The sequence below is a fragment of the Pseudomonas sp. PSKL.D1 genome (genome assembly GCF_028898945.1).
Lineage (GTDB): Bacteria > Pseudomonadota > Gammaproteobacteria > Pseudomonadales > Pseudomonadaceae > Aquipseudomonas.
This window is the reverse complement of the sequence record NZ_CP118607.1, coordinates 4,208,959-4,231,394: the sequence shown is the minus strand read 5'-3', so window position 1 is coordinate 4,231,394 and position 22,436 is coordinate 4,208,959. Positions and strand designations below refer to the sequence as shown.

General features: G+C 60.8%; 22 protein-coding genes and 1 pseudogene. 21 read left to right on the top strand and 2 right to left on the bottom strand.

The features are described 5' to 3' along the window. The first annotated feature begins 44 nt into the window (after nt 1–44). The 7 genes from PVV54_RS18675 to murB are packed head-to-tail and all read left to right on the top strand — an operon-like array spanning nt 45 to nt 4,591. Complete coding sequence (locus PVV54_RS18675) at nt 45–680, top strand: MotA/TolQ/ExbB proton channel family protein (protein ID WP_016391244.1); 636 nt, start codon at nt 45–47, stop codon at nt 678–680. Next, on the top strand, nt 677–1,111 hold the full coding sequence (locus PVV54_RS18670) for an ExbD/TolR family protein (RefSeq protein ID WP_274906665.1): 435 nt from the start codon (nt 677–679) through the stop codon (nt 1,109–1,111). Before PVV54_RS18675 ends, PVV54_RS18670 begins: the two co-directional genes overlap by 4 nt. Next, entirely contained in the window at nt 1,111–2,121 is a 1,011-nt protein-coding gene (lpxK, locus tag PVV54_RS18665) for a tetraacyldisaccharide 4'-kinase (RefSeq protein ID WP_274906664.1), read from the top strand. Before PVV54_RS18670 ends, lpxK begins: the two co-directional genes overlap by 1 nt. Nucleotides 2,122–2,164: 43 nt before the next feature. Then, nucleotides 2,165–2,350, top strand: a complete 186-nt coding sequence (locus PVV54_RS18660) for a Trm112 family protein (RefSeq protein WP_003247142.1) — start codon at nt 2,165–2,167, stop codon at nt 2,348–2,350. Further along, nucleotides 2,347–3,111 (top strand): 3-deoxy-manno-octulosonate cytidylyltransferase, encoded by a 765-nt coding sequence (kdsB, locus tag PVV54_RS18655; RefSeq protein ID WP_274906663.1) that lies wholly within the window; start codon nt 2,347–2,349, stop codon nt 3,109–3,111. Before PVV54_RS18660 ends, kdsB begins: the two co-directional genes overlap by 4 nt. After that, on the top strand, nt 3,111–3,575 hold the full coding sequence (locus tag PVV54_RS18650; protein ID WP_274906662.1) for a low molecular weight protein-tyrosine-phosphatase: 465 nt from the start codon (nt 3,111–3,113) through the stop codon (nt 3,573–3,575). Before kdsB ends, PVV54_RS18650 begins: the two co-directional genes overlap by 1 nt. Beyond that, a complete protein-coding gene (murB, locus tag PVV54_RS18645) occupies nt 3,572–4,591 on the top strand; it encodes a UDP-N-acetylmuramate dehydrogenase (protein ID WP_274906661.1) in 1,020 nt (339 codons plus the stop codon). Before PVV54_RS18650 ends, murB begins: the two co-directional genes overlap by 4 nt. Before the next feature lie 107 nt (nt 4,592–4,698). Here the strand turns inward: murB and rne are convergent, their stop codons facing one another. Beyond that, a complete protein-coding gene (rne, locus tag PVV54_RS18640) occupies nt 4,699–7,932 on the bottom strand; it encodes a ribonuclease E (protein WP_274906660.1) in 3,234 nt (1,077 codons plus the stop codon). A 742-nt stretch (nt 7,933–8,674) separates the two neighbouring features. Between rne and rluC the strand changes: the two genes are divergently transcribed. From rluC to sppA, 3 genes and pseudogenes are all read left to right on the top strand, one after another. Beyond that, entirely contained in the window at nt 8,675–9,634 is a 960-nt protein-coding gene (rluC, locus tag PVV54_RS18635) for a 23S rRNA pseudouridine(955/2504/2580) synthase RluC (protein ID WP_274906659.1), read from the top strand. Beyond that, nucleotides 9,621–10,300: pseudogene (locus PVV54_RS18630) on the top strand (HAD family hydrolase). The gene rluC and the pseudogene PVV54_RS18630 overlap by 14 nt, the downstream one beginning before the upstream one ends. A 6-nt stretch (nt 10,301–10,306) precedes the next feature. Continuing rightward, nucleotides 10,307–11,296 (top strand): signal peptide peptidase SppA, encoded by a 990-nt coding sequence (sppA, locus tag PVV54_RS18625; protein WP_274906658.1) that lies wholly within the window; start codon nt 10,307–10,309, stop codon nt 11,294–11,296. A gap of 168 nt (nt 11,297–11,464) precedes the next feature. Here sppA and PVV54_RS18620 read toward each other — a convergent pair whose 3' ends face one another. Beyond that, nucleotides 11,465–12,043, bottom strand: a complete 579-nt coding sequence (locus PVV54_RS18620; RefSeq protein ID WP_274906657.1) for a Maf family protein — start codon at nt 12,041–12,043, stop codon at nt 11,465–11,467. A 96-nt stretch (nt 12,044–12,139) separates the two neighbouring features. Here PVV54_RS18620 and PVV54_RS18615 point away from each other — a divergent pair, with 96 nt between their 5' ends. The 11 genes from PVV54_RS18615 to PVV54_RS18565 all read left to right on the top strand — a co-directional run bounded on the left by PVV54_RS18615 (nt 12,140) and on the right by PVV54_RS18565 (nt 22,435). Next, on the top strand, nt 12,140–12,667 hold the full coding sequence (locus PVV54_RS18615) for a YceD family protein (RefSeq protein ID WP_176512232.1): 528 nt from the start codon (nt 12,140–12,142) through the stop codon (nt 12,665–12,667). Between the two features lie 13 nt (nt 12,668–12,680). Then, entirely contained in the window at nt 12,681–12,863 is a 183-nt protein-coding gene (gene rpmF, locus PVV54_RS18610; RefSeq protein WP_003247154.1) for a 50S ribosomal protein L32, read from the top strand. Nucleotides 12,864–12,866: 3 nt separating this feature from the next. Then, entirely contained in the window at nt 12,867–13,877 is a 1,011-nt protein-coding gene (gene plsX / locus PVV54_RS18605; RefSeq protein ID WP_274906656.1) for a phosphate acyltransferase PlsX, read from the top strand. 127 nt (nt 13,878–14,004) lie between these two features. Next, nucleotides 14,005–14,943, top strand: coding sequence for an ACP S-malonyltransferase (gene fabD / locus PVV54_RS18600; protein ID WP_274906655.1), 939 nt, complete (start codon nt 14,005–14,007; stop codon nt 14,941–14,943). A gap of 16 nt (nt 14,944–14,959) precedes the next feature. Next, nucleotides 14,960–15,700, top strand: coding sequence for a 3-oxoacyl-ACP reductase FabG (fabG, locus tag PVV54_RS18595; protein ID WP_012053293.1), 741 nt, complete (start codon nt 14,960–14,962; stop codon nt 15,698–15,700). Nucleotides 15,701–15,904: 204 nt separating this feature from the next. Then, a complete protein-coding gene (gene acpP, locus PVV54_RS18590) occupies nt 15,905–16,141 on the top strand; it encodes an acyl carrier protein (protein WP_008096410.1) in 237 nt (78 codons plus the stop codon). Between the two features lie 174 nt (nt 16,142–16,315). After that, nucleotides 16,316–17,560 (top strand): beta-ketoacyl-ACP synthase II, encoded by a 1,245-nt coding sequence (gene fabF, locus PVV54_RS18585; RefSeq protein WP_274906654.1) that lies wholly within the window; start codon nt 16,316–16,318, stop codon nt 17,558–17,560. Further along, the gene (gene pabC / locus PVV54_RS18580; RefSeq protein ID WP_274906653.1) at nt 17,560–18,375 is read left to right on the top strand and encodes an aminodeoxychorismate lyase; all 816 of its coding nucleotides are present in this window, start codon (nt 17,560–17,562) and stop codon (nt 18,373–18,375) included. The genes fabF and pabC overlap by 1 nt, the downstream gene beginning before the upstream one ends. 4 nt (nt 18,376–18,379) lie before the next feature. Further along, nucleotides 18,380–19,537: an endolytic transglycosylase MltG gene (mltG, locus tag PVV54_RS18575; protein ID WP_274906652.1), complete on the top strand. Its 1,158-nt coding sequence runs from the start codon at nt 18,380–18,382 to the stop codon at nt 19,535–19,537. Between the two features lie 274 nt (nt 19,538–19,811). Next, nucleotides 19,812–20,447 carry a dTMP kinase gene (tmk, locus tag PVV54_RS18570; RefSeq protein WP_274906651.1) on the top strand — a complete coding sequence of 212 codons (636 nt, stop codon included), beginning with the start codon at nt 19,812–19,814 and terminating at the stop codon, nt 20,445–20,447. 8 nt (nt 20,448–20,455) lie between these two features. Continuing rightward, the gene (locus PVV54_RS18565) at nt 20,456–22,435 is read left to right on the top strand and encodes a hypothetical protein (RefSeq protein ID WP_274906650.1); all 1,980 of its coding nucleotides are present in this window, start codon (nt 20,456–20,458) and stop codon (nt 22,433–22,435) included. Nucleotide 22,436: the final 1 nt, after the last annotated feature.

Here is a 22,436-nt window from a genome sequence, read left to right as displayed (position 1 = left end):
CGCCTATGGTAGAGTGGCGGCCATTTTTCAGAGGGGCGCTTACTGTGTGGGAATTGGTCAAGTCCGGTGGTTGGATGATGCTGCCGATCATTCTGAGCTCCATCGCTGCCATGGCTATCGTCGTCGAGCGCCTGTGGACCCTGCGCGCCAGCCGCGTGACCCCGCCGCACCTGCTGGGCCAGGTCTGGATGTGGATCAAGGACAAGCAACTCACCAGTGACAAGCTCAAGGCCCTGCGCGCCGACTCGCCGCTGGGTGAAATCCTCGCCGCCGGCCTTGCCAACTCGCGTCATGGCCGCGAAATCATGAAAGAGTGCATCGAAGAAGCCGCCTCGCGCGTGATCCACGAGCTGGAGCGCTATATCAGCACCCTGGGCACCATTGCCGCCATGGCCCCGCTACTCGGCCTGCTGGGTACGGTGTTGGGCATGATCGACATCTTCAGCGCCTTCATGGGGTCGCAAATGACCGCCAACGCAGCCGTGTTGGCCGGCGGTATTTCCAAGGCCCTGGTGACCACGGCGGCCGGCCTGATGGTTGGTATTCCGGCGGTGTTCTTCCACCGTTTCCTGCTGCGCCGCATCGATGAACTGGTGGTGGGCATGGAGCAGGAAGCCATCAAGCTGGTGGAAGTGATCCAGGGCGACCGTGAAGTGGAAGTGGCCGGAGGCAAGGCGTGAAGTTCCGGCGCAATCGCCAGCGGGAGAACGTCGACATCAACCTGGCGTCGTTGATCGACGTGGTATTCGTCCTGCTGCTGTTCTTCGTGGTCACCACCACCTTCACGCGCGAAACCCAGCTGCGCGTCGAGCTGCCAGAGGCCGCCAGTGCCGAGCAGCCACCTGCGGACCAGGACAAGCTGGTGGAAGTCACCATCAGCGCCGATGGCGTGTACTCGGTGAACAACCACCTGCTGCCCAAGAGCGATCTGGCGACCCTGAGCGAGGCCATCGAGCGTGAGTCCGGTGGCGACAATACGCTGCCGCTGGCCATTAGTGCAGACGGCAAGACCCCGCACCAGGCGGTGATCACTGCAATGGATGCCGCCGGCAAGCTCGGCTTCAGCCACCTGCGCATGACCACCGTCGAGGCCGCGCAGGGGACGCCTTGATGGCCCTGGGCGATCGCCTGCTGGCGGCCTGGTATGCCGGCCACCCGGCCCTGGCCCTGTTACGCCCGCTGGAAGCCTTGTACCGGCGTGTGGTGTTGCGCAAGCGTGCGCGTTTTCTCAGTGGTGAGAGCGCCAGTTATCGCGCGCCGGTGCCGGTGATCGTGGTGGGCAATATCACCATTGGTGGCACCGGCAAGACGCCGATGATCCTGTGGTTGATCGAGCACTGTCGCAGTCGGGGGCTGAAGGTAGGGGTGGTCAGCCGCGGGTATGGCGCCAAGCCGCCGCAGTTGCCTTGGCGGGTAGAGGCGCAGCACAGTGCCGGGCAGGCCGGTGATGAGCCTTTGCTGATCGTCCAGCGCACCGGCGTACCACTGATGATCGACCCCGACCGCTCACGCGCCGTGCAGGCACTGCTGGCCAGTGAGCCGCTGGACCTGATCCTGTGCGACGACGGCATGCAGCATTACCGGCTGGCCCGGGACCTTGAGCTAGTACTGATCGACGCTGCCCGCGGCCTGGGTAATGGCCGTTGCCTGCCTGCCGGCCCGTTGCGCGAACCGGCGCAGCGCCTGCAAGAGGCGGACGCGGTGCTGTTCAATGGCGCCAGTGCCGACCGCGCGGATGGCTTCGCCTTTGGCCTGCAGCCGTCGGCATTGGTCAACCTGCGCAGCGGTGAGCGCCAAGGCCTTGATTTCTTCCCGGCCGGCCAGCGCCTGCATGCGGTGGCCGGCATCGGTAACCCGCAACGTTTCTTCAATACCCTGCAAGGGCTAAACTGGCAGCCGGTGCCGCATCCGTTTGCCGACCATGCGCAGTTCAGCGCCGAGAACCTGGCGTTCAGCCCGCCGCTGCCGCTGGTCATGACTGAAAAGGACGCGGTGAAATGCCGGGCCTTCGCAGGCGATGACTGGTGGTACCTGGCGGTCGACGCGCAGCCCACACCCGCCTTCAGCGATTGGTTCGACAACCAGTTGCAACGCTTGCTGCCAGGGCATCGCACGCCCTGAGCCCGTTTTCATTTGCCGGCCATCTGGCCTCAAGGAAGCTCCCATGGACACCAAACTGCTCGACATCCTGGCCTGCCCGATCACCAAAGGCCCGCTCAAGCTCAGCGCCGACAAGACCGAGCTGATCAGCAAGGGCGCGGGCCTGGCGTACCCTATCCGCGACGGCATCCCGGTGATGCTGGAAAGCGAAGCGCGCACCCTGACCGACGACGAGCGCCTGGACAAATGAGCGTGAACTACACCGTGGTCATTCCCGCCCGGCTGCGCTCCACGCGTCTGCCGGGCAAACCGTTGCAACTGATTGCCGGCAAGCCGATGGTCCAGCACGTGTGGGAGCAGGCGCGCAAGAGCGGCGCCAGCCGCGTGGTCATTGCCACCGACGATGCCAGCATTGTCGAGGCCTGTGAGGGCTTTGGCGCTGAAGTGCTGATGACCCGTGCCGACCACGAGTCGGGCACGGACCGCCTGGCTGAAGTGGCTGCCAAGCTGGGTTTGGCGGCGGATGCCATCGTGGTCAATGTGCAGGGTGACGAGCCGCTTATTCCACCTGTGATCATCGACCAGGTGGCTGCCAACCTGGCAGCCCACCCTGAAGCCGGCATTGCTACCTTGGCTGAAGCCATCCATGAGCCGGAAACAGTGTTCAACCCGAACGCCGTCAAGGTAGTCAGCGACAAGCACGGCCTGGCCCTGAGCTTCAGCCGTGCACCGCTGCCCTGGGCGCGCGACGTGTTCGCCAAAGACCGCAGCCAGTTGCCTGAGGGTGTGCCGTACCGCCGCCATATCGGCATGTACGCTTACCGCGCCGGCTTCCTGCAGGACTTCGTAAGCTGGGGCCCCTGCTGGCTGGAGCAGACCGAAGCGCTGGAGCAGCTGCGGGCCCTTTGGCACGGCGTACGCATCCATGTGGAAGACGCCATCGAGGCGCCGGCTGTAGGCGTCGATACCCCTGAAGACCTGGAGCGCGTTCGGCGCTTGCTGGAGGCCTGATGCGCGTTCTGTTCGTGTGCCTGGGCAACATCTGCCGTTCGCCGACCGCCGAAGGCGTGTTACGCCATCAGTTGCTGGCTGCGGGCTTGGCTGATCGCGTGCATGTAGCGTCGGCCGGCACCGGCGACTGGCATGTCGGCGAGGCGCCGGACAGCCGCACCTGCAAGGCGGCACTGGCGCGCGGCTATGACCTGACGAAGCAGCGTGCCCAGCAGGTGAAGGCAGCGCACTTCGCCGAATACGACCTGATCCTGGCCATGGACGAGAGCAATCTTTCCAACTTGCGGGCCATGCGCCCGCATGCGGCCAAAGGCGAGCTGGATCTGTTCCTGCGTCGCTACGGTGCGGCCCTTGATGAAGTGCCCGACCCGTACTACGGCGGCGCAGACGGTTTCGAGCAGGTATTGGACCTGATCGAGGCGGCTTGCCGTGACCTGGTCGTGGAAATCAAGGGGCGGCTATGACAGTGCGTTGGCAGGAGCATGTCTCGCTCAAGCCCTACAACACGTTTGGCATCGATGTTAAGGCACGGTACTTCGTCCAGGCGCACACGGATGCCGATGTGCGTGAGGCGTTGGCGCAAGCGGCCGAGCGTGATTTGCCGGTGCTGGTGATTGGCGGTGGCAGCAACCTGCTGCTGACCCGTGACGTCGATGCGCTGGTGCTGCAGATGGCCAGCCGTGGCTGCCAGGTGCTCAGCGACGTGGATGGCCATGTGGTGGTCGAGGCTGAGGCGGGTGAGCCTTGGCACCCGTTTGTGCAGTGGTCGTTGGGGCAGGGCTTGTGCGGCCTGGAAAACCTCAGCTTGATCCCGGGTACGGTCGGGGCAGCGCCCATGCAGAATGTCGGCGCCTACGGTGTCGAGATAAAGGATGTGTTCGCCGGTTTGACCGCGTTGGACCGCCAGACCGGTGAGCTGCGTGAATTCGACCTGCAAGCGTGCGCGTTCGGCTACCGCGACAGCCTGTTCAAGCAAAACCCGGGCCGCTGGTTGATCCTGCGCGTTCGTTTTGCCTTGAGCCGCACCTTGCAAGCACACCTGGACTACGGGCCGGTGCGCCAGCGGCTGCTGGAGCAGGGCGTTGAGCAGCCCACCGCGCAAGCGATCAGCGACGCGATCTGCAGCATTCGCCGGGAAAAACTCCCGGACCCTGCAGAGTTGGGCAATGCCGGGAGCTTTTTCAAGAATCCGGTGGTGCCTGCTGCGCTGGCCGAGCAGATTCGCGCGCATTATCCGAACGTGGTGGCATACCCGCAGGCAGATGGCCAGGTCAAGCTGGCAGCGGGCTGGCTGATCGAGCAGGCAGGCTGGAAAGGTTATCGGGATGGCGATGCCGGGGTGCATCGGTTGCAGTCGCTTGTGCTGGTCAATTATGGGCAGGCGAGCGGGGCGCAGTTGCACGGCCTTGCGCAGCGGATACAGGCTGACATCCGGGCGCGGTTCGGCGTTGAGCTGGAAATGGAGCCTAACCTGTACTGATTGCCGCGCTGCTGGGTCTGAGCGGATCCGGGTATCAGCAAAAAAGCCGGCCAAGAAAAAGCCCCGCCAGTGTGAACTGGCGGGGCTTTTTCATTCAGCCTTGGCGATCAACCGTGATGAGGCTTGTGCTCATCGGCGGTTTCCAGGGCTGGCTCGCTGGCCGCTTCGGCAGCTTCCTGGGCAGCCTTGGCAGCTGCTGCGGCTTCTGCTTCACGCTTGCGGCGGCGCACTTCACGCGGGTCGTTAGGTGCACGGCCATTTGGCAGCATTACGGTGGCGGCTTCTTCCACAACGGCTGGTGCTTCAACCGGTGCAGGTTCGGCGACCACGGGTGCTGCAACCACTTCTGGCTGTGCTTCAACCGCCGCTTCAGGTTGCTCAACGACTGGCGCAGCTTCTACAACCACCGGCGCGGCTTCTACTGCTGGCGCTACCACTGGGGTTTCTACAGCTGCTGGCTCAGCGGCCGGGGCTTCTTCGACAACCGGCTGTGGTGCAATTTCTACCACAGGCTCTGCAGTGGCTTCAGCGACCACCACCGGCTCGCTCACCGGCTGCTCAACGGCAGGGGCAATGGCCACTTCCTCGGCTTGGGTGATGACTTCGGCCACTTCGACCCGCTCAACCGCCGGGGCGGCTTCAGGGGTTTCAGTAACAGTGGCTTCAGCATTGGCGCGTTCGGCTTGCTGGTTGGCCTGCGCTTCGGCATTGGCGCTGATGTTGCTGCTGGCAACAGCGGCGGTTACGGCTAGGCCGGCAGCCAGTTCAGCGCCCAGCTCGGAAGCCTGGTGCTGTTGTGGTTGCTCGTCGCTGCCGTCTTCATCGCCACCGTCGATCAGCTCGCCATTGGCGTTGCGCTGACGCTCGCGACGGTTGCTGCGGCGACGCTGGCCGCGGGAGCGGCGGCGTGGGCGTTCGCCATCGGCACCTTCCTGCTCGTCCTGCAGCAGCTCTTCGTTCGGCAGTTGCTCTTCGGCCAGCTCGGCAGCTTGTTCGGCGGCCTCCTCGGCTGGGCGAGGCTGGCGCTCTTCGCGTGGTGGGCGCGGTTGACGCTCTTCACGAGGTGCGCGTTCTTCACGTGGAGCACGTTCTTCACGAGGGGCACGTTCTTCACGTGGAGCGCGCTCTTCACGCGGAGCACGTTCTTCGCGAGGTGCGCGCTCTTCACGCGGAGCACGTTCTTCGCGAGGTGCGCGCTCTTCACGCGGAGCACGTTCTTCGCGAGGTGCGCGCTCTTCACGCGGAGCACGTTCTTCACGTGGTGCGCGTTCTTCACGAGGCTGGCGCTCTTCGCGGGCGACTGGAGCGGCGTCCAGTGGGTCACGCAGTTCGCGTACAGGGCGCTCGTCGCGGTTGCCGCGGCGGTCTTCGCGTGGCTGGCGCGGTGCGCGCTCTTCACGTGGTGCGCGTTCTTCACGCGGAGCACGTTCTTCGCGAGGCTGGCGCTCTTCACGTGGCGCGCGCTCGGCACGCTCTTCACGCGGCTTGCGCTCTTCATCGCGGCGGCCATTGCGGTTGCGGCTCTGCTGGCGACCATTACGGCGCTCTTCGTTGCGCTGGGTGCGCTCGGCGGCAGGCTTCTCGGCGGCAACCGGTTGGGCGGCGACAGGCTCTTCTTTACCTGCGAACAGGCTCACCAGCGACTTCACCAGGCCTTTGAACAGGCTCGGCTCCGGTACGCTCGGCGCGGGTGCCGGCTGGGCAACAGGTGCCTGCTCTTCGGCTGCGGCCGGTGCCGGGGCGTTGGTGCGGGCCGGTGCGGTTTTTACCGCGGCTTCCTGGCGTACCAGGGTGCGGGTGGCGGTCGGCTGCGGCGCCTCTTCGGCTTCGGCTGCGGCGATTTCGTAGCTGGACTGGTTGTTCAGCACTTCCGGGTTGTCGTCGCGCAGGCGCTGGACTTCGAAGTGCGGGGTTTCCAGGTGGTCGTTCGGCAGGATGATGATGCGTGCACGGGTGCGCAGCTCGATCTTGGTGATCGAGTTGCGTTTTTCGTTCAGCAGGAACGCGGCGACCGGGATCGGCACCTGGGCACGAACTTCGGCGGTGCGGTCCTTCAGGGCCTCTTCTTCGATCAGGCGCAGAATGGCCAGCGACAGCGATTCGACGTCGCGGATGATGCCGGTGCCCGAGCAGCGCGGGCAGACGATGCCGCTGCTTTCGCCCAGCGAAGGGCGCAGGCGCTGGCGGGACATCTCCAGCAGGCCGAAGCGCGAGATGCGGCCAACCTGAACGCGGGCGCGGTCGGCTTCAAGGCACTCGCGCACGCGTTCTTCGACGGCGCGCTGATTCTTGGCCGGGGTCATGTCGATGAAGTCGATGACGATCAGGCCGCCGATGTCGCGCAGGCGCAGCTGGCGGGCGATTTCTTCAGCCGCTTCCAGGTTGGTCTGCAGGGCGGTTTCCTCGATGTCGCTGCCTTTGGTGGCGCGCGCCGAGTTGATGTCGATGGAAACCAGGGCTTCGGTCGGGTCGATGACGATCGAGCCGCCGGATGGCAGGTCGACGACGCGCTGGAAGGCGGTCTCGATCTGGCTCTCGATCTGGAAGCGGTTGAACAGCGGTACGCTGTCTTCGTACAGCTTGACCTTGCTGGCGTACTGCGGCATCACCTGGCGGATGAAGGTCAGGGCTTCTTCCTGGGCATCGATGCTGTCGATCAGCACTTCGCCGATGTCCTGGCGCAGGTAGTCGCGGATGGCGCGGATGATGACGTTGCTTTCCTGGTAGATCAGGAAAGGCGCGGCGCGGTCCTGGGAGGCGTCCTTGATGGCGGTCCACAGCTGCAGCAGGTAGTCGAGGTCCCACTGCATTTCTTCGCTGCTGCGGCCAAGGCCGGCAGTGCGCACGATCAGGCCCATGTCGCCCGGTACGGTCAGGCCGTTCAGGGCTTCGCGCAGTTCGTTGCGCTCTTCGCCTTCGATACGGCGGGAGATGCCGCCGGCACGCGGGTTATTGGGCATCAGCACCAGGTAACGGCCGGCCAGGCTGATGAAGGTGGTCAGGGCGGCGCCTTTGTTGCCGCGCTCTTCCTTCTCGACCTGGACGATGACTTCCTGGCCTTCGCTCAGCACTTCCTTGATGTTGACGCGGCCTTCGGGCGCCTTCTTGAAGTACTCGCGGGAAATTTCTTTCAGCGGCAGGAAGCCGTGACGTTCGGAGCCGAAGTCGACGAAGGCCGCTTCAAGGCTGGGCTCGATCCGGGTGATCTTGCCTTTGTAGATGTTGGCCTTTTTCTGCTCACGCGCGCCGGACTCGATGTCCAGGTCGTACAGACGTTGGCCGTCCACCAGGGCTACACGCAACTCTTCGGGCTGAGTTGCGTTAATCAGCATTCTTTTCATGTTGTACCGTCGGTTTCCGGGCTGCCGGAAACGGCGTTCGGCACACACGACGTCTCATGGTCGGTGCCAAGGTGCGCAAAGGGTGGCCGGGCCACCCCCGTGTCGAAGAACGTTCGGCACCAGCCGGTTGCCCAGCCTGCCGTTGTCGCGACGACGCGTCCTGTTTGCTGCGGTGCCTACCAGGCCCCGGTGGTTTCGAATTGGAATCCGAATCAACCAAGCGGGCCTCGTGCACTCAGTCAGGAGGAGGAATCAACCGTCGGCCGTGGACGCTTTGGGGCATCTGCTACACGGACCGAGGGCTGTGCATCTCCACCCTGCACGTATCCCTGATAATTCGGGTGCTGCCGCGCGCTGAATCCGCAACGGGTTGCATTTTTCGCCAGCGCGGATACCGCACTGGCGCCATTCATGTCCAAGGCAGGTATTTCCGAAGCATTCGCCGTGCGTTGCGTGGAAGCGACGGGCGGGCAGAGGAGGGCCAAAAAGAAGCGGGTAAGCAGGTGAAACACCGCACTTGTCGTTTTTTTTCGATCTTCTCTACACAGCGCTGGTGGCGATTCCAGGCAATTCGGTAAACTGGCGAAAACCCCGTAGGACGGCCTCGCGTCCTGCAGAATTGCGTTGGTCAGGGACCGGCTAAGGGCCTGGTGCCGCTGGCCTGCCGCTTTTGGCGGCGTTCGCGACTATAGCAGCAATGATTAAGTGCTTCAATTCCATAAAAAATTGTTATGATCCCGCCATGACGACCAATACCCCTCCGACTTCCGGCGTTCAGCTGATCGAAGTCGCGCCGGAGCTTGCCGGCCAACGCATCGACAATTTCCTCATCACGGCGCTCAAGGGCGTGCCCAAGACGCTGGTGTACCGCATCCTGCGAAAAGGCGAGGTGCGGGTTAACAAAGGCCGTATCAAGCCCGAGTACAAGCTTCAGGCCGGCGACATCGTGCGGGTGCCGCCGGTGCGCCTGCCTGAGCGCGACGAGCCTGCGCCTGTTGCCCAGGGGCTGTTGCAGCGCCTGGAGGCCGCCATCGTCTACGAAGACAAGGCGCTGATCGTGATGAACAAGCCCTCCGGCATTGCCGTGCACGGTGGCAGCGGCCTGAGCTTTGGTGTGATCGAGGCGCTGCGCCAGTTGCGCCCGGATGCCAAGGAGCTCGAGCTGGTGCACCGTCTGGACCGTGATACATCAGGCCTGCTGATGATCGCCAAAAAGCGCAGCATGCTGCGCCACCTGCATGCGGCCCTGCGCGGCGATGGCGTGGACAAGCGCTACATGGCGCTGGTGCGCGGCCACTGGCCAACCGCCAAGAAGCAGGTCAATGCGCCGTTGCTCAAAAGTAACCTGCGCTCCGGCGAGCGCATGGTCGAGGTCAATGACGAGGGCAAGGAGGCGCTGACCTTGTTCCGCGTACTGCGCCGCTTCGGCGAGTTCGCCACCATTGTCGAGGCGCGTCCGATTACCGGCCGCACTCACCAGATCCGTGTGCATGCGTTGCATGCCGGGCACATGATTGCCGGTGACAGCAAATATGGCGACGAGGACTTCAGCCGCGAGATTCGCGAGCTGGGCGGCAAGCGCCTGTTCCTGCACGCCTACGCCCTGACAGTGCCGTTGCCCGATGGTGGCGAGCTCAAGCTGGAAGCGCCAGTGGACGAAGTATGGGCCAAGACAGTGGAGCGTTTGAGTGCGCCACAGTAACTATGACCTGTTGATCTTCGATTGGGATGGCACCCTGGCCGATTCCATCGGTCGTATCGTCGAGGCGATGAATGCTGCGGCGGCGCGTGCGGGTGAGGCGCCGAGCGACGAGGGTGCCATCAAGGGCATCATCGGCCTGGCGCTGGATGAGGCCATTTCAACCCTCTACCCGCACCTTGACCCTGTTCAGCTTGTAGCCTTTCGTCAGCACTATGCCGATGTGTATGTGGCGCTTGATCAGCAGCCTTCGCCTTTGTTCGAGGGCGTGATTGAGTCGCTGGATGCGTTCCGCGCCCAGGGTTATCGCTTGGCGGTGGCGACTGGCAAGGCGCGGCGTGGGCTGGATCGGGTGCTCAAAGCCAATGGCTGGGAGCAGTTCTTCGACATCACCCGTGCCGCCGACGAAACGCGGGGTAAGCCGCACCCGCTGATGCTGGAGGAAATCCTCGCGCATTGTGGTGTCGGCCCTGAGCGTGCGCTGATGGTGGGTGACTCGGCGTTCGATTTGCAGATGGCCAGCAATGCCGGCATGCATTCGGTGGCGGTGGGCTATGGTGCCATGTCGCTGCAGGCGTTGGCCGAATTCGGCCCGCAGGTTTGTATTGATCATTTCTCCCAGTTGCGCGAGTGGTTGGCGGGTAATTCGTAATTCCAATTCCAAGGTAGGTGAGCATGGCTGACGAGTGGAAAGCACCAGAATCCGAGCCGGATGAGCGCGAAGAGCGCAAAAGCTGGAAACTCCTGGAAAAGACCTTGCTGGCGGGGGTTCAGGAGCAGCGCCGCGCGCGGCGTTGGGGGATCTTCTTCAAGCTGCTGACCTTCGTCTACCTGTTCGGTGTTCTGGCCTTGTTCTCGCCGTTGATGGACATGGACAAGGCTGCGTCGCGCAGTGGTAGCCATACCGCGCTGGTGGAAGTGCGTGGGGTGATCGCCGACCAGGAGGCCGCCAGTGCCGACAATCTGGTCAAGAGCCTGCGCGAAGCCTTCAAGGACCCGAAAACCAAGGCGGTGGTGTTGCGCATCAACAGCCCGGGCGGTAGCCCGGTGCAGGCGGGTTATGTGTATGACGAAATCCGCCGCCTGCGTGGCGAGTACCCGGACAAGAAGCTCTATGCGGTGATTGCCGACCTGGGGGCGTCAGGCGCTTACTACATTGCCAGCGCCGCGGACGAAATCTACGCCGACAAGGCAAGCCTGGTCGGCTCCATTGGTGTGACGGCGGCAGGCTATGGCTTTGTTGGCTCGATGGAGAAGCTGGGTGTTGAGCGGCGTACCTATACGGCCGGTGAGCACAAGGCATTCCTTGACCCGTTCTCGCCGGAAAAGCCTGAAGAAAAGGCCTTTTGGCAGGGTGTGCTGAATACTACCCATCAGCAGTTCATCGCCATGGTCAAGCAGGGGCGGGGTGAGCGCCTGAAGGACAAGGAGCACCCGGAGCTGTTCAGTGGTCTGATCTGGTCGGGCGAGCAGGCCAAGGCGCTTGGCCTGGTTGATGGTCTGGGCAGTGCCAGCTACGTGGCGCGTGAGATTGTCGGCGAGAAGGACCTGGTGGACTACACCGTCCAGGAGTCGCCTTTTGACCGGTTCTCCAAGCGCATTGGTGCGAGTGTGGCCGAGCACCTTGCCATGTGGATGGGGTTCCAGGGGCCGCAGTTGCGCTGAGTTTGGCTTGAGGTATTTGTCGTCTGTGAGATCGAGCGCCGCCCACGCGGCGCATCGCGGATAAATCCGCTCCTACAGGGTTCGCGTTTCGTTGTAGGAGCGGATTTAACCGCGATGCGCCGCGTGGGCGGCGCTCGGTCTCATGGGCAATAAAAATCTCAAGTCTGGCTAAGGGATGCTCACTCCCTCCTTCATCAGCATATCCACCAACCGAATCAGCGGTAGCCCGATCAGGCTCGTCGCATCACTCCCGTGGGTGCTCTGAAACAAACTCACCCCCAGTCCCTCTGCCTTGAAGCTCCCGGCGCAATCCAGCGGCTGCTCGGCCGCCACATACCGTTCCACTTGCTCCCGGCTCAGCTCGCGCATATTCACCGTAAACGGCACGCAATCGACCTGGCACTGCCCAGTGGCGGTGTTTAGCAGTGCCAGCCCGGTCAGGAAGGTTACCTGCTGCCCGCTGGCTTCCAGCAATTGCTCGCATGCCCGTTCGAATGTGTGTGGCTTGCCGAGTATCTGTTCGCCCAGCACCGCAACCTGGTCGGAGCCGATGATCAGGTGCTCGGGGTGGGTTGCTGCGAGTGCCTCTGCCTTTTGCCTGGCCAGCCGGCGCACGAGCTCCACTGCCGGCTCGTCACCCAGCCGCCGCTCGTCTAAGTCGGGGCTTGCCCAGGTGAAGGGCAGGCGCAGTCGCGCCAGCAGTTCGCGGCGATAAGCAGAGCTCGAAGCCAGTAACAAGGGAAGCATGGTAGACTCCTGATCAGTTGAACCCGATTCTAACATGCGAGATGCCGCCGAATTTCCTTTGACAGGGGCGGGGGGCATCCCTAGAATGCTGCGCCTATGTTGAATGACCCGATTCCACCTCACGTTGACCCGCGCAAATTAGCCGATCGTGGCGTAACCCTTAACGGTTCGCTGCAACTCGCTGATTTGGAAAGACTCTGCGACCCGCTTTCCGACAATGTCGGTACGGTGCAGGCGAAGTTCGATTTTGAACGAGATGAACAGCACGTGGTGGTTATCCACAGCGAGCTGGACGTTGAAGTCAAAATGGTTTGCCAGCGTTGTCTTGAGCTGGTCACCCTGCCGATCCACAGCGAATGTACTTACGCCGTGGTGAAGGAGGGTGCGAATACCCAGTCGTTGCCGAAAGGCTATGACGTGCTGGAACTGGGCGAAGATCCTTTGGATCTGCAGGCCTTGATCGAGGAGGAGCTTTTGCTCGCCTTGCCCATTGTGCCTGCTCATCATCCGGAAGAATGCCAGCAGCCGGCGGGCGCAGACGAGCCCGACTCGAGCAAGGACGAGGTATCGCGGTCCAACCCGTTCAGTGTTTTGGCGCAGTTAAAGCGTGACCCAAACGTTTAGGAGTTAATCAATTATGGCTGTTCAGCAGAACAAAAAATCCCGCTCTGCCCGTGACATGCGTCGTTCGCACGACGCTCTGTCGGAAAACGCACTGTCGGTTGAGAAAACCACCGGTGAAGTACACCTGCGCCACCACGTTTCGCCAGAAGGCGTATACCGTGGTCGCAAAGTGGTCGACAAGGGCGCTGACGAGTAATCCTTGTCCGCTCAGATCATCGCGATCGACGCAATGGGCGGGGACTTCGGTCCCCGCAGCATTGTTCAGGCTAGCATTGCCTGCCTTTCCGCTACCCCCTCGTTGCATTTGGCCCTCGTCGGTCAGCCCTCTCTTCTAGAAGACCTGATTAGCGGCGTTTCAGCTGCGGATCGCGCGCGCCTGCAAATTGTGGCTGCCAGTGAAGTGGTCGGGATGGATGAGCGGCCGTCGCAGGCGTTGCGGGGCAAGCCGGATTCGTCGATGCGCATCGCCCTTGAACTGGTGCGTGATGGCAGGGCTCAGGCCTGCGTTAGTGCCGGTAATACCGGGGCATTGATGGCGTTGTCGCGTTTTGTGCTCAAGACGTTGCCGGGTATCGACCGCCCTGCCATGGTGGCGGCTATTCCGACGCAGGCGGGTTACTGCCAGTTGCTCGATTTGGGCGCCAATGTCGATTGCAGTGCCGAAAACCTCTATCAGTTTGCTGTAATGGGCTCGGTAGCGGCTCAGGCGTTGGGTGTCCAGCGGCCGCGTGTGGCGCTGCTCAATATCGGTACCGAGGACATCAAGGGTAACCAGCAGGTCAAGTTGGCTGCCACGCTGCTGCAGAACGCGCGCGGCCTCAATTACATCGGTTTCGTCGAGGGTGACGGGCTGTATCGGGGTGAGGCCGACGTGGTGGTGTGCGACGGTTTTGTCGGCAATATCCTGCTCAAATCCAGTGAAGGTCTGGCGACCATGATTGGCGCGCGCATTGAGAAACTGTTCAAGGGCGGCGCTTTGTCACGTGTTGCCGGGGCTGTTGCCATGCCGCTGCTCAAGCGCCTGCAGGCCGACCTGGCGCCGGCCCGGCACAATGGTGCGAGCTTTCTCGGGTTGCAGGGCATCGTCATCAAAAGCCACGGTTCGGCGGGGGTGCAAGGCTTTCAGAGTGCGATTCAGCGGGCGCTGATCGAGATTCAGGAAAACCTGCCCCAGCGGCTGCATGGCCGCCTCGAAGATTTGTTGCCTTAGGCATTTTGCCCATGAAGTGCTTAAATGTGACCGCTTGGTCTGCGTCTTCATCCAAGCATTCAGATTCTGTGCCCAGCCAATGGCTCGGCGCACCCTATCCGATGACAAGATCATAAGGGCTTGTTCAATGTCTGCATCCCTCGCATTCGTCTTCCCTGGTCAAGGTTCCCAGTCGCTGGGCATGCTCGCCGAGCTCGGCGCGGAAAAGCCAGTGATCGTCGAGACCTTCAAGGAGGCCTCCGAAGCTCTGGGCTACGACCTGTGGGCTCTGGTTCAGAATGGGCCGGAAGAAAAGCTCAATCAAACCGACAAGACTCAGCCTGCAATCCTGACTGCCTCCATCGCCTTGTGGCGCCTGTGGCTGGAGGAGGGCGGTGCCAAGCCAGCCTACGTCTCCGGCCATAGCCTGGGCGAATACAGCGCGCTGGTTGCCGCTGGCAGCATCAGCCTTAAAGACGCCGTTCGCCTGGTCGAGCGCCGTGGCCAGTTGATGCAGGAGGCCGTGCCGGCCGGTCATGGCGCCATGGCGGCCATTCTCGGCCTGGACGACGCCGTAGTCGTTGAAATCTGTGCCGAAGCGGCCGAAGACGAAGTGGTCAGCGCCGTCAACTTCAACTCGCCAGGCCAGGTAGTTATTGCCGGTAACAAAGGCGCTGTCGATCGCGCCATCGAGCTGTGCAAGGCCAAAGGTGCCAAGCGCGCTCTGCCGCTGGCCGTCAGCGTGCCGTCGCACTGTGCACTGATGAAGCCTGCCGCCGAGCGATTCGCCGAAGCAGTCAATGCGATCGAGTGGAAGGCGCCGCAAATTCCGGTGGTACAGAACGTTACCGCCGCCATTGCCGCCGACCTTGATGCACTCAAGCGCGACCTGCTGGCTCAGCTCTACCAGCCCGTTCGCTGGGTGGAGTGCGTGCAGGCCCTGGCGGCCCACGGCGCCGTCAACCTGGTTGAATGTGGCCCCGGTAAAGTGCTGGCTGGCCTGAACAAGCGTTGCGCCGATGGCGTAACCACCTACAACCTCAATACCCCTGACGCCGTCGCCGCCACCCGTGCGGCGCTGGCCTGAATCTGGAGAAGCTTGCATGAGCCTGCAAGGTAAAGTTGCACTGGTCACTGGCGCCAGCCGTGGTATCGGCCAGGCCATCGCCCTCGAGCTGGGCCGCCAGGGCGCTACCGTGATCGGTACTGCCACCTCGGCTTCCGGTGCCGAGCGCATCGCTGCCACCCTCAAAGAGCACGGCATCACCGGCACCGGCATGGAGCTGAACGTGACCAGCGCCGAATCGGTTGAGGCTGTGCTGGGCGCCATTGGCGAGCAGTTCGGTGCGCCGGCCATCCTGGTCAACAACGCCGGTATCACCCGTGACAACCTCATGCTGCGCATGAAGGACGACGAGTGGTTCGACGTGATCGACACCAACCTGAACAGCCTCTACCGTTTGTCCAAGGGCGTGCTGCGTGGCATGACCAAGGCACGTTGGGGTCGTATCATCAGCATCGGCTCGGTCGTCGGTGCCATGGGTAACGCTGGCCAGGCCAACTATGCGGCCGCCAAGGCGGGCCTGGAAGGTTTCAGCCGTGCCCTGGCGCGTGAAGTGGGCTCGCGTGGCATCACCGTCAACTCGGTGACCCCGGGCTTTATCGATACCGACATGACTCGCGAACTGCCAGAAGCGCAGCGCGAAGCCCTGCAAACCCAGATTCCGCTGGGCCGCCTGGGCCAGGCTGACGAAATCGCCAAGGTGGTTTCGTTCCTGGCATCCGACGGCGCAGCCTATGTCACCGGCGCCACCGTGCCGGTGAACGGCGGGATGTACATGTAACCCCTGCAACTCAATGTGACGGATTGCTTAAAAAAAGAGTCATACTCCGAGCCTAAAATCCGTTATAAAGCTGCAACCAGATTCCAGGCAGCGGGTGCGGTGCCCAACCCGAAGGTGCGTTCCGCTTGAAAAGCGAACGTCTTTCTATAAAATTGGTCACCGGCCAGCTGCCTGACATATGTCCATTAGGAGTGAAAACTAGGTATGAGCACCATCGAAGAACGCGTCAAGAAAATCGTCGCCGAGCAACTGGGCGTCAAGGAAGAAGAAGTGACCAACGAGAAGTCCTTCGTCGACGACCTGGGTGCCGATTCGCTTGACACCGTTGAGCTGGTGATGGCTCTGGAAGAGGAATTCGAGACCGAAATCCCTGACGAAGAAGCCGAGAAGATCACTACCGTTCAAGCTGCTATCGACTACGTCAACAGCCACAAGGCCTAAGACGCTGTAGTCGTCGCTTCTTGACGAGAAAAACCGCACTGCCTTTGCTGGCGTGCGGTTTTTTCTTTGCCAGGCAGCGATTTCGTGCGATGAGCGCCGAGAGCTTGTTGCCATTTCATTCCGTTGCCTTGAATGCAATGGCAAGAAACTCTGTTAACGAAAAAGGAGAGTACTGTGTCGCGTAGACGCGTCGTGGTCACCGGTATGGGTATGCTGTCGCCACTGGGTACGGATGTACCGAGCACCTGGCAGGGCATTCTGGCTGGCCGCAGTGGCATCGGGCCGATCGAACACACGGACCTTTCTGCCTACTCCACCCGTTTTGGCGGCTCGGTGAAGGGCTTTGAAGTCGAGCAGTACCTGTCGGCCAAAGAGGCCCGCAAGCTCGACCTGTTCATCCAGTACGGCTTGGCAGCCGGTTTCCAGGCGGTGCGTAATGCCGGCCTGGAAGTGACCGACGCCAACCGCGAGCGCATCGGCGTGGCCATGGGCTCGGGCATCGGCGGCCTGACCAATATCGAAGAAACCAGCCGCACCCTGCACGATTCGGGGCCGCGCCGCATTTCGCCATTCTTCGTGCCGGGTTCGATCATCAACATGATCTCGGGCTTCCTGTCGATCCATCTGGGGTTGCAGGGGCCTAACTACGCCATCGCCACGGCTTGCACCACTGGCACCCACTGCATCGGCATGGCCGCGCGCAACATCGCCTATGGCGAAGCCGACGTGATGATTGCAGGTGGCGCGGAAATGGCTGCATGTGGCCTCGGTATGGGTGGTTTTGGTGCCTCGCGTGCGCTGTCAACGCGCAACGATGAGCCAACCCGTGCCAGCCGTCCATGGGACAAGGGCCGTGATGGCTTCGTATTGTCCGACGGTGCCGGTGCGTTGGTGCTTGAAGAGCTTGAGCATGCCCAGGCCCGTGGCGCCACCATCTATGCCGAACTGGTTGGCTTTGGCATGAGCGGTGATGCCTTCCATATGACCTCGCCGCCCGATAGCGGCGAAGGGGCTGCCCGCTGCATGGCCAACGCCCTGCGCGACGCTGGCATCCAGCCGGAAGCAGTCAGCTACATCAATGCCCACGGCACTTCCACCCCTGCGGGTGACGTTGCCGAGGTTGCGGCAATCAAGCGTGTGTTCGGTGATCATGCCTACAAGCTGGCCGTCAGCTCGACCAAGTCGATGACGGGCCACCTGCTGGGCGCTGCCGGTGCGGTCGAAGCCATCTTCAGCGTGCTGGCAATCAACAGCCAGATGGCGCCACCGACCATCAACCTGGATGAGCCGGACGAAGGTTGCGACCTTGACTTCGTGCCGCATCAGGCGCGCAGCATGCCGATCGACGTGGTGCTGTCCAACTCGTTCGGCTTTGGTGGCACCAACGGCTCGCTGGTGTTCCGCCGGTTCGCCGGTTGATGCATAGCTGGATCGATGGCCAGCCTGCGACTGCGGTCAACCTGCAGAACCGGGGCCTGGCCTACGGTGATGGTCTTTTCGAGACCATCGCCGTGCGTGCTGGCCGCCCCAGCTTGCTGGAAGGTCATCTGGCTCGCCTGGCGCTGGGGTGCGAGCGGTTGGCGATCAACGCCGACATGCCGCTGGTGCGCGACGAGGTCCTGCGTTTTGCCAGCCAGTTGGGTGACGGCGTTGCCAAACTCATCCTGACTCGCGGCGATAGCCAGCGTGGCTATGCCCCGGTTGCAGGTGTGCCGCCACGGCGCATCCTGCAAGGCGGGCCGCTGCCAGAATACCCGGCTGAACATGCCGAACAGGGTGTGCGGCTGTACCCTTGCCAGACCCGGCTTGGGGAACAACCCTTGCTGGCCGGCCTCAAACATCTCAACCGCCTTGAGCAGGTGCTGGCCCGTGCCGAGTGGCAGGGCAGTGAACATGCTGAAGGTTTGATGCAGGACGGGCAGGGCAGGGTGATCGAGGGTGTCTATAGCAACCTGTTCCTGGTGCGCGATGGCGTGCTGGTAACGGCTGACCTCAATCGATGCGGTGTCGCCGGCGTGATGCGCAGCGCATTGCTGGAACAGGCAAAAGCGTTAGGCATCTCAACGCAGGTGCGTGATGTGATGCTTGAAGAGCTGGCGCAGGCCGATGAGGTTTTTGTGTGCAACAGTGTTTATGGCATTTGGCCGGTGCGCGGCCACGCCGAGCTAAACTGGTCGCCGGGCCCGCTCACCCGTAAACTGCAGGCCGTTGCCCGTACGTTACTGGATACCTGAATTCGTGAGACGCAAACTCCTGCTGTTGCTGGAAATGGGCTTGATCCTTGCCGGCCTGGCCTTGGGCTGGTCGGCCTGGAAGCTCAACTCGGTCCTGGAGCAACCTTTGCACGTGGCGCAGGAACGCCTGCTGGACGTGCCCAACGGTACAAACCCCAACCGCATGTTCTACCGCATGCAAAGCGAAGGGCTGCTGGATGATGCCGTCTGGCTGCGCTTGTACTGGCGCTTCAACATGGCCGGCACGCCGCTGCATACCGGTGAGTACCGCCTGACGCCTGGCATGACCGTGGAAGACTTGTTCGATGCCTGGCGCCGTGCCGACGTGGTGCAGTACAACCTGACGCTGGTCGAAGGCTGGACGTTCCGCCAGGTGCGCTCGGCGATTGCCAAGCATGAAAAGCTCAAGCATACCCTTGATGGTTTGTCCGACACCGAGGTGATGGACAAGCTTGGCCATACCGGCGTGTTCCCCGAAGGGCGCTTTTTCCCGGATACCTACCGTTTCGTGCGCGGCATGAGTGATGTGGAGCTGCTGCAGCAAGCCTATATGCGCCTGGACGAAGTGCTGGCCAAGGAGTGGGCCGAGCGCACCACCGACCTGCCGTATCGCGACCCTTATCAGGCGTTGATCATGGCCTCTCTGGTGGAAAAGGAAACCGGTATCCCCCAGGAACGTGGCCAGATTGCCGGCGTGTTCGTGCGGCGCCTGCGCCTGGGCATGATGCTGCAGACCGACCCTACCGTGATCTATGGCATGGGTGAGCGCTATAACGGCAGGATTACCCGCGCCGACCTGCGTGAGCCCACGCCCTACAACACGTACACCATCACCGGCCTGCCGCCGACGCCGATTGCCATGGTCGGGCGCGAGGCTATCCATGCAGCGCTTAACCCGTCCGACGGCACCAGCCTTTACTTCGTTGCGCGTGGTGACGGCAGCCATGTGTTCTCCGATGACCTGGACGATCACAACTCGGCAGTGCGCGAATTCCAGCTCAAGCGGCGGGCAGACTATCGCTCGAGCCCTGCGCCCCAGGGCCAGACCGATTCGGTCGAGACGCCGGCTGTTGATGCCCCGGAGCCTGATGCGCAGCAGGCCTTGCCGTCAGGCGAATCTCCAGCGCCGGCTGAAGCGCCAGCGCCAGACGAACAACATTAAGGACTGCCTGTGAGCGGCTTGTTTATTACCCTGGAAGGCCCCGAAGGCGCGTTATATTCGCTTTGACTTCCATGTAAACCAGAAAAAATATATTCAGTAGCTGTGCGATGTAAACCAAAGCTATCCTTCCCTACCAAGTCCTCTGAGCCCGAAAGCAAAAATCAGAGGGTATGGGGCTGCGGTCAGAAAGGGAGGGTGTGGACTTGACGATTACATTCTCTTCTACCACGATGTAAACCAATGCCCCCTCCACCAAAGCCACTAGGACAAACGAATGGCGCAAGGCTGTCTGATCGTATGTGACGGAAATAACGGGGCAGGTAAGTCTTCGGTTATCCGTGCCATCGAAGAGTTTCTCCACTCACGAGGCCATTCCTACCTCGTGACTCGCGAGCCTGGCGGAACCCGTATCGGTGAAAAGATCCGGAGCGTGGTGCTCGATCCTGAGACCCCAGAGCTTTGCGATACGACTGAGCTGCTTCTGTTTGCTGCTGCTCGCGCTCAGCACTTGAAAGAAAAGATCATTCCAGCGATCCAGGCCGGTAAGGTAGTGGTGTGTGATCGCTTCACTCCCGCGACGGTAGCGTTCCAGCACTACGGAAGAGGGATTCCCCTAAGCCTGGTGCAGAGCATCAACGGTTTTGCGCTTGAGGGCTTTTCCCCGAACCTCAATATCATCCTGGACGTAGATCCGGAGATCGGGATGAGGCGAGTGGCGTCCCGTGGTGAAGGGCTAGATCGTATGGAGATGCAAAAGCTGGAATTTTTGACACGAGCCCGTGAAGGCTTCCTGCGGCAAGCAGAAGAGGCACCAGACACTTTCGTAGTGATTGACGCTTCTCAGCCCTTCGATGCTGTGAGTGCAAACGTGCTTGCCGAAGTGGATGCTCTGCTGGCGAAACTCGCGTAGGTGCCGCCATGCGATACCTTCACATGTATCGCAGTGAAACAAGCGCCACCTCCACGGATCAGGTCGTCATCTCATCCAACTATCTGGAACGGCCAGATTTCGATTTCTCAATCCCTTTGCATTCTGGTCTGCACTACGTCTTTGTTCGAGGCGCGGGCATGGCAACGAATGCCAAGGGCTATGAGTTACGGATGGCCATCAATAAATTTCTCGATTTTGCGACTGGATATAATTCAAACATTATTCCCGCACTAAAAATTTCATCTCTCAATGATATCGGAGCTGAAGAATACAAACGCTTTGAAGATTATTTGCTACGGAATAATTTTCGAATTTACTTAGCTATACGTTTGAAGTCAGCTTTTGTACATGTGGCACGCCGATTTGAAGATGGTATGCCAGCGTTGAAGCTGCCAGTGATCGAGGAACCAAAGTTCAATCCAGCTGAACCGCTGTCAGACCAAACAGATGATGATCTGTACAAAGCTATGTGCCGAGAAGTCGATCTGTTGCGAGAAAAACTTGCGTTTCAACGGGCGGTACACATTACTAAGCCATATGACAGCTGGGAAGTATGGGAGATAAGCCGCGATTTACTGAGTTTGGGATATGGTAAGTTATCAACATGGGCAATTGATCCGTTGAAAGCCGCCGCTACACTCCAATACCACGGTTTTCCTTTTTATATTCGTCCGGCTTTGATGAAGTGCCTCTATTACGATGCGAGCGTCGGTGGTCTTAGCCCCATTGGTAGAACGCCCTTGGAATTTGTGTTGTCTTGTTGTTTAGATCGTGCCTATTTGCGCAGGCGGGCGCCTGGTTGCATTAGTTTTCGAGATTTATTTAAGCTGATGTACCCTACTGCTACTGATCAAGCAACTCTCGCTCTGTTTACCCAGCGCCAGTTGGGTTGGAATAAAGAGACTGTGCTTGCGCTGGATAAAGACAGATTTGTCCACCCTATGTCCGAGTTAGCGAAAGAGGGTGTGGTGGTGGTCATATCAACTAAAACTCGGTCACAAGGCCAGGGCAAGTCATTCATCAGTCCTAAAACCATGGTTACCTCTAGTAGCCGAACTGACCCCTATTCTGGTTACAATTTGATTCGTCTAGCTTGCGATCTCTCGGAGAGCTGCAGAGGATACTTAAAGCTCGACCCAAGTATTGAGGTTGATGATAAGCGACATCAAACTCCATTTTTATTTTTTCAAGACCCAGTGCAACCTTGGATTCCAGGTGATCGGCTATCTAGTTTGGATGCTCCGGGCCACTGGCAGGCTGGCGTTCAACGTTTTTTGGCTAGGGCGCAGCTAGTGGAAAACGGAGAGCCCCTTGTGAACGTTGACAGTCTCTCAACACGATTGCGCGTTACGTCCCTTCAGAACAATAAAAACAAGCGCCGTCAGCCCATAGCTCTTACTGCCCTGTTATACGGTCACGCCGACTCTGTTACCACCGACAACCATTACGACAGCTCGGTATCGGCGATGGCAGGACGTAGGACGCGTTTCCATGATTTCCAGCAGCGATTTATCCAGAAGGGTCAAGAAGGCCTGTTCAAGGGATTAATGGGCAAGCCTATCGCTCAGGAGTCGATATATCCGAGGTTCAGGATATTCACGTTGATCGGCCATGAGAGGCCGCTCTGGGCGTGCTTGGATTCTACCCAGCCCTCGTACCCTGGTAGTAAAGAATTGCCTTCCGGCGCTCGCTGTACGCGTTTAGATAAATGCAATGGCTGCGAACAGTGGTGCGTGCTGGAAGACTCTCTTCCGTTTTTGATGGAGCGCCAAGCAATACTTGAAATTTTAGTAGAGCGGGATCCAGGTGCACATGATGATCACGCGGATGAGATTCAAGTACTCAAATATCTTGTTGATAAGTTAAAAAACAGATCATTGTTGGAATCTGCAAGCCTATATAGAAGCAAATACGAGGTTCTTCTTCCTGTCGATCTGAAGTCATTAATCGCTTACGTAGAGGATTAAG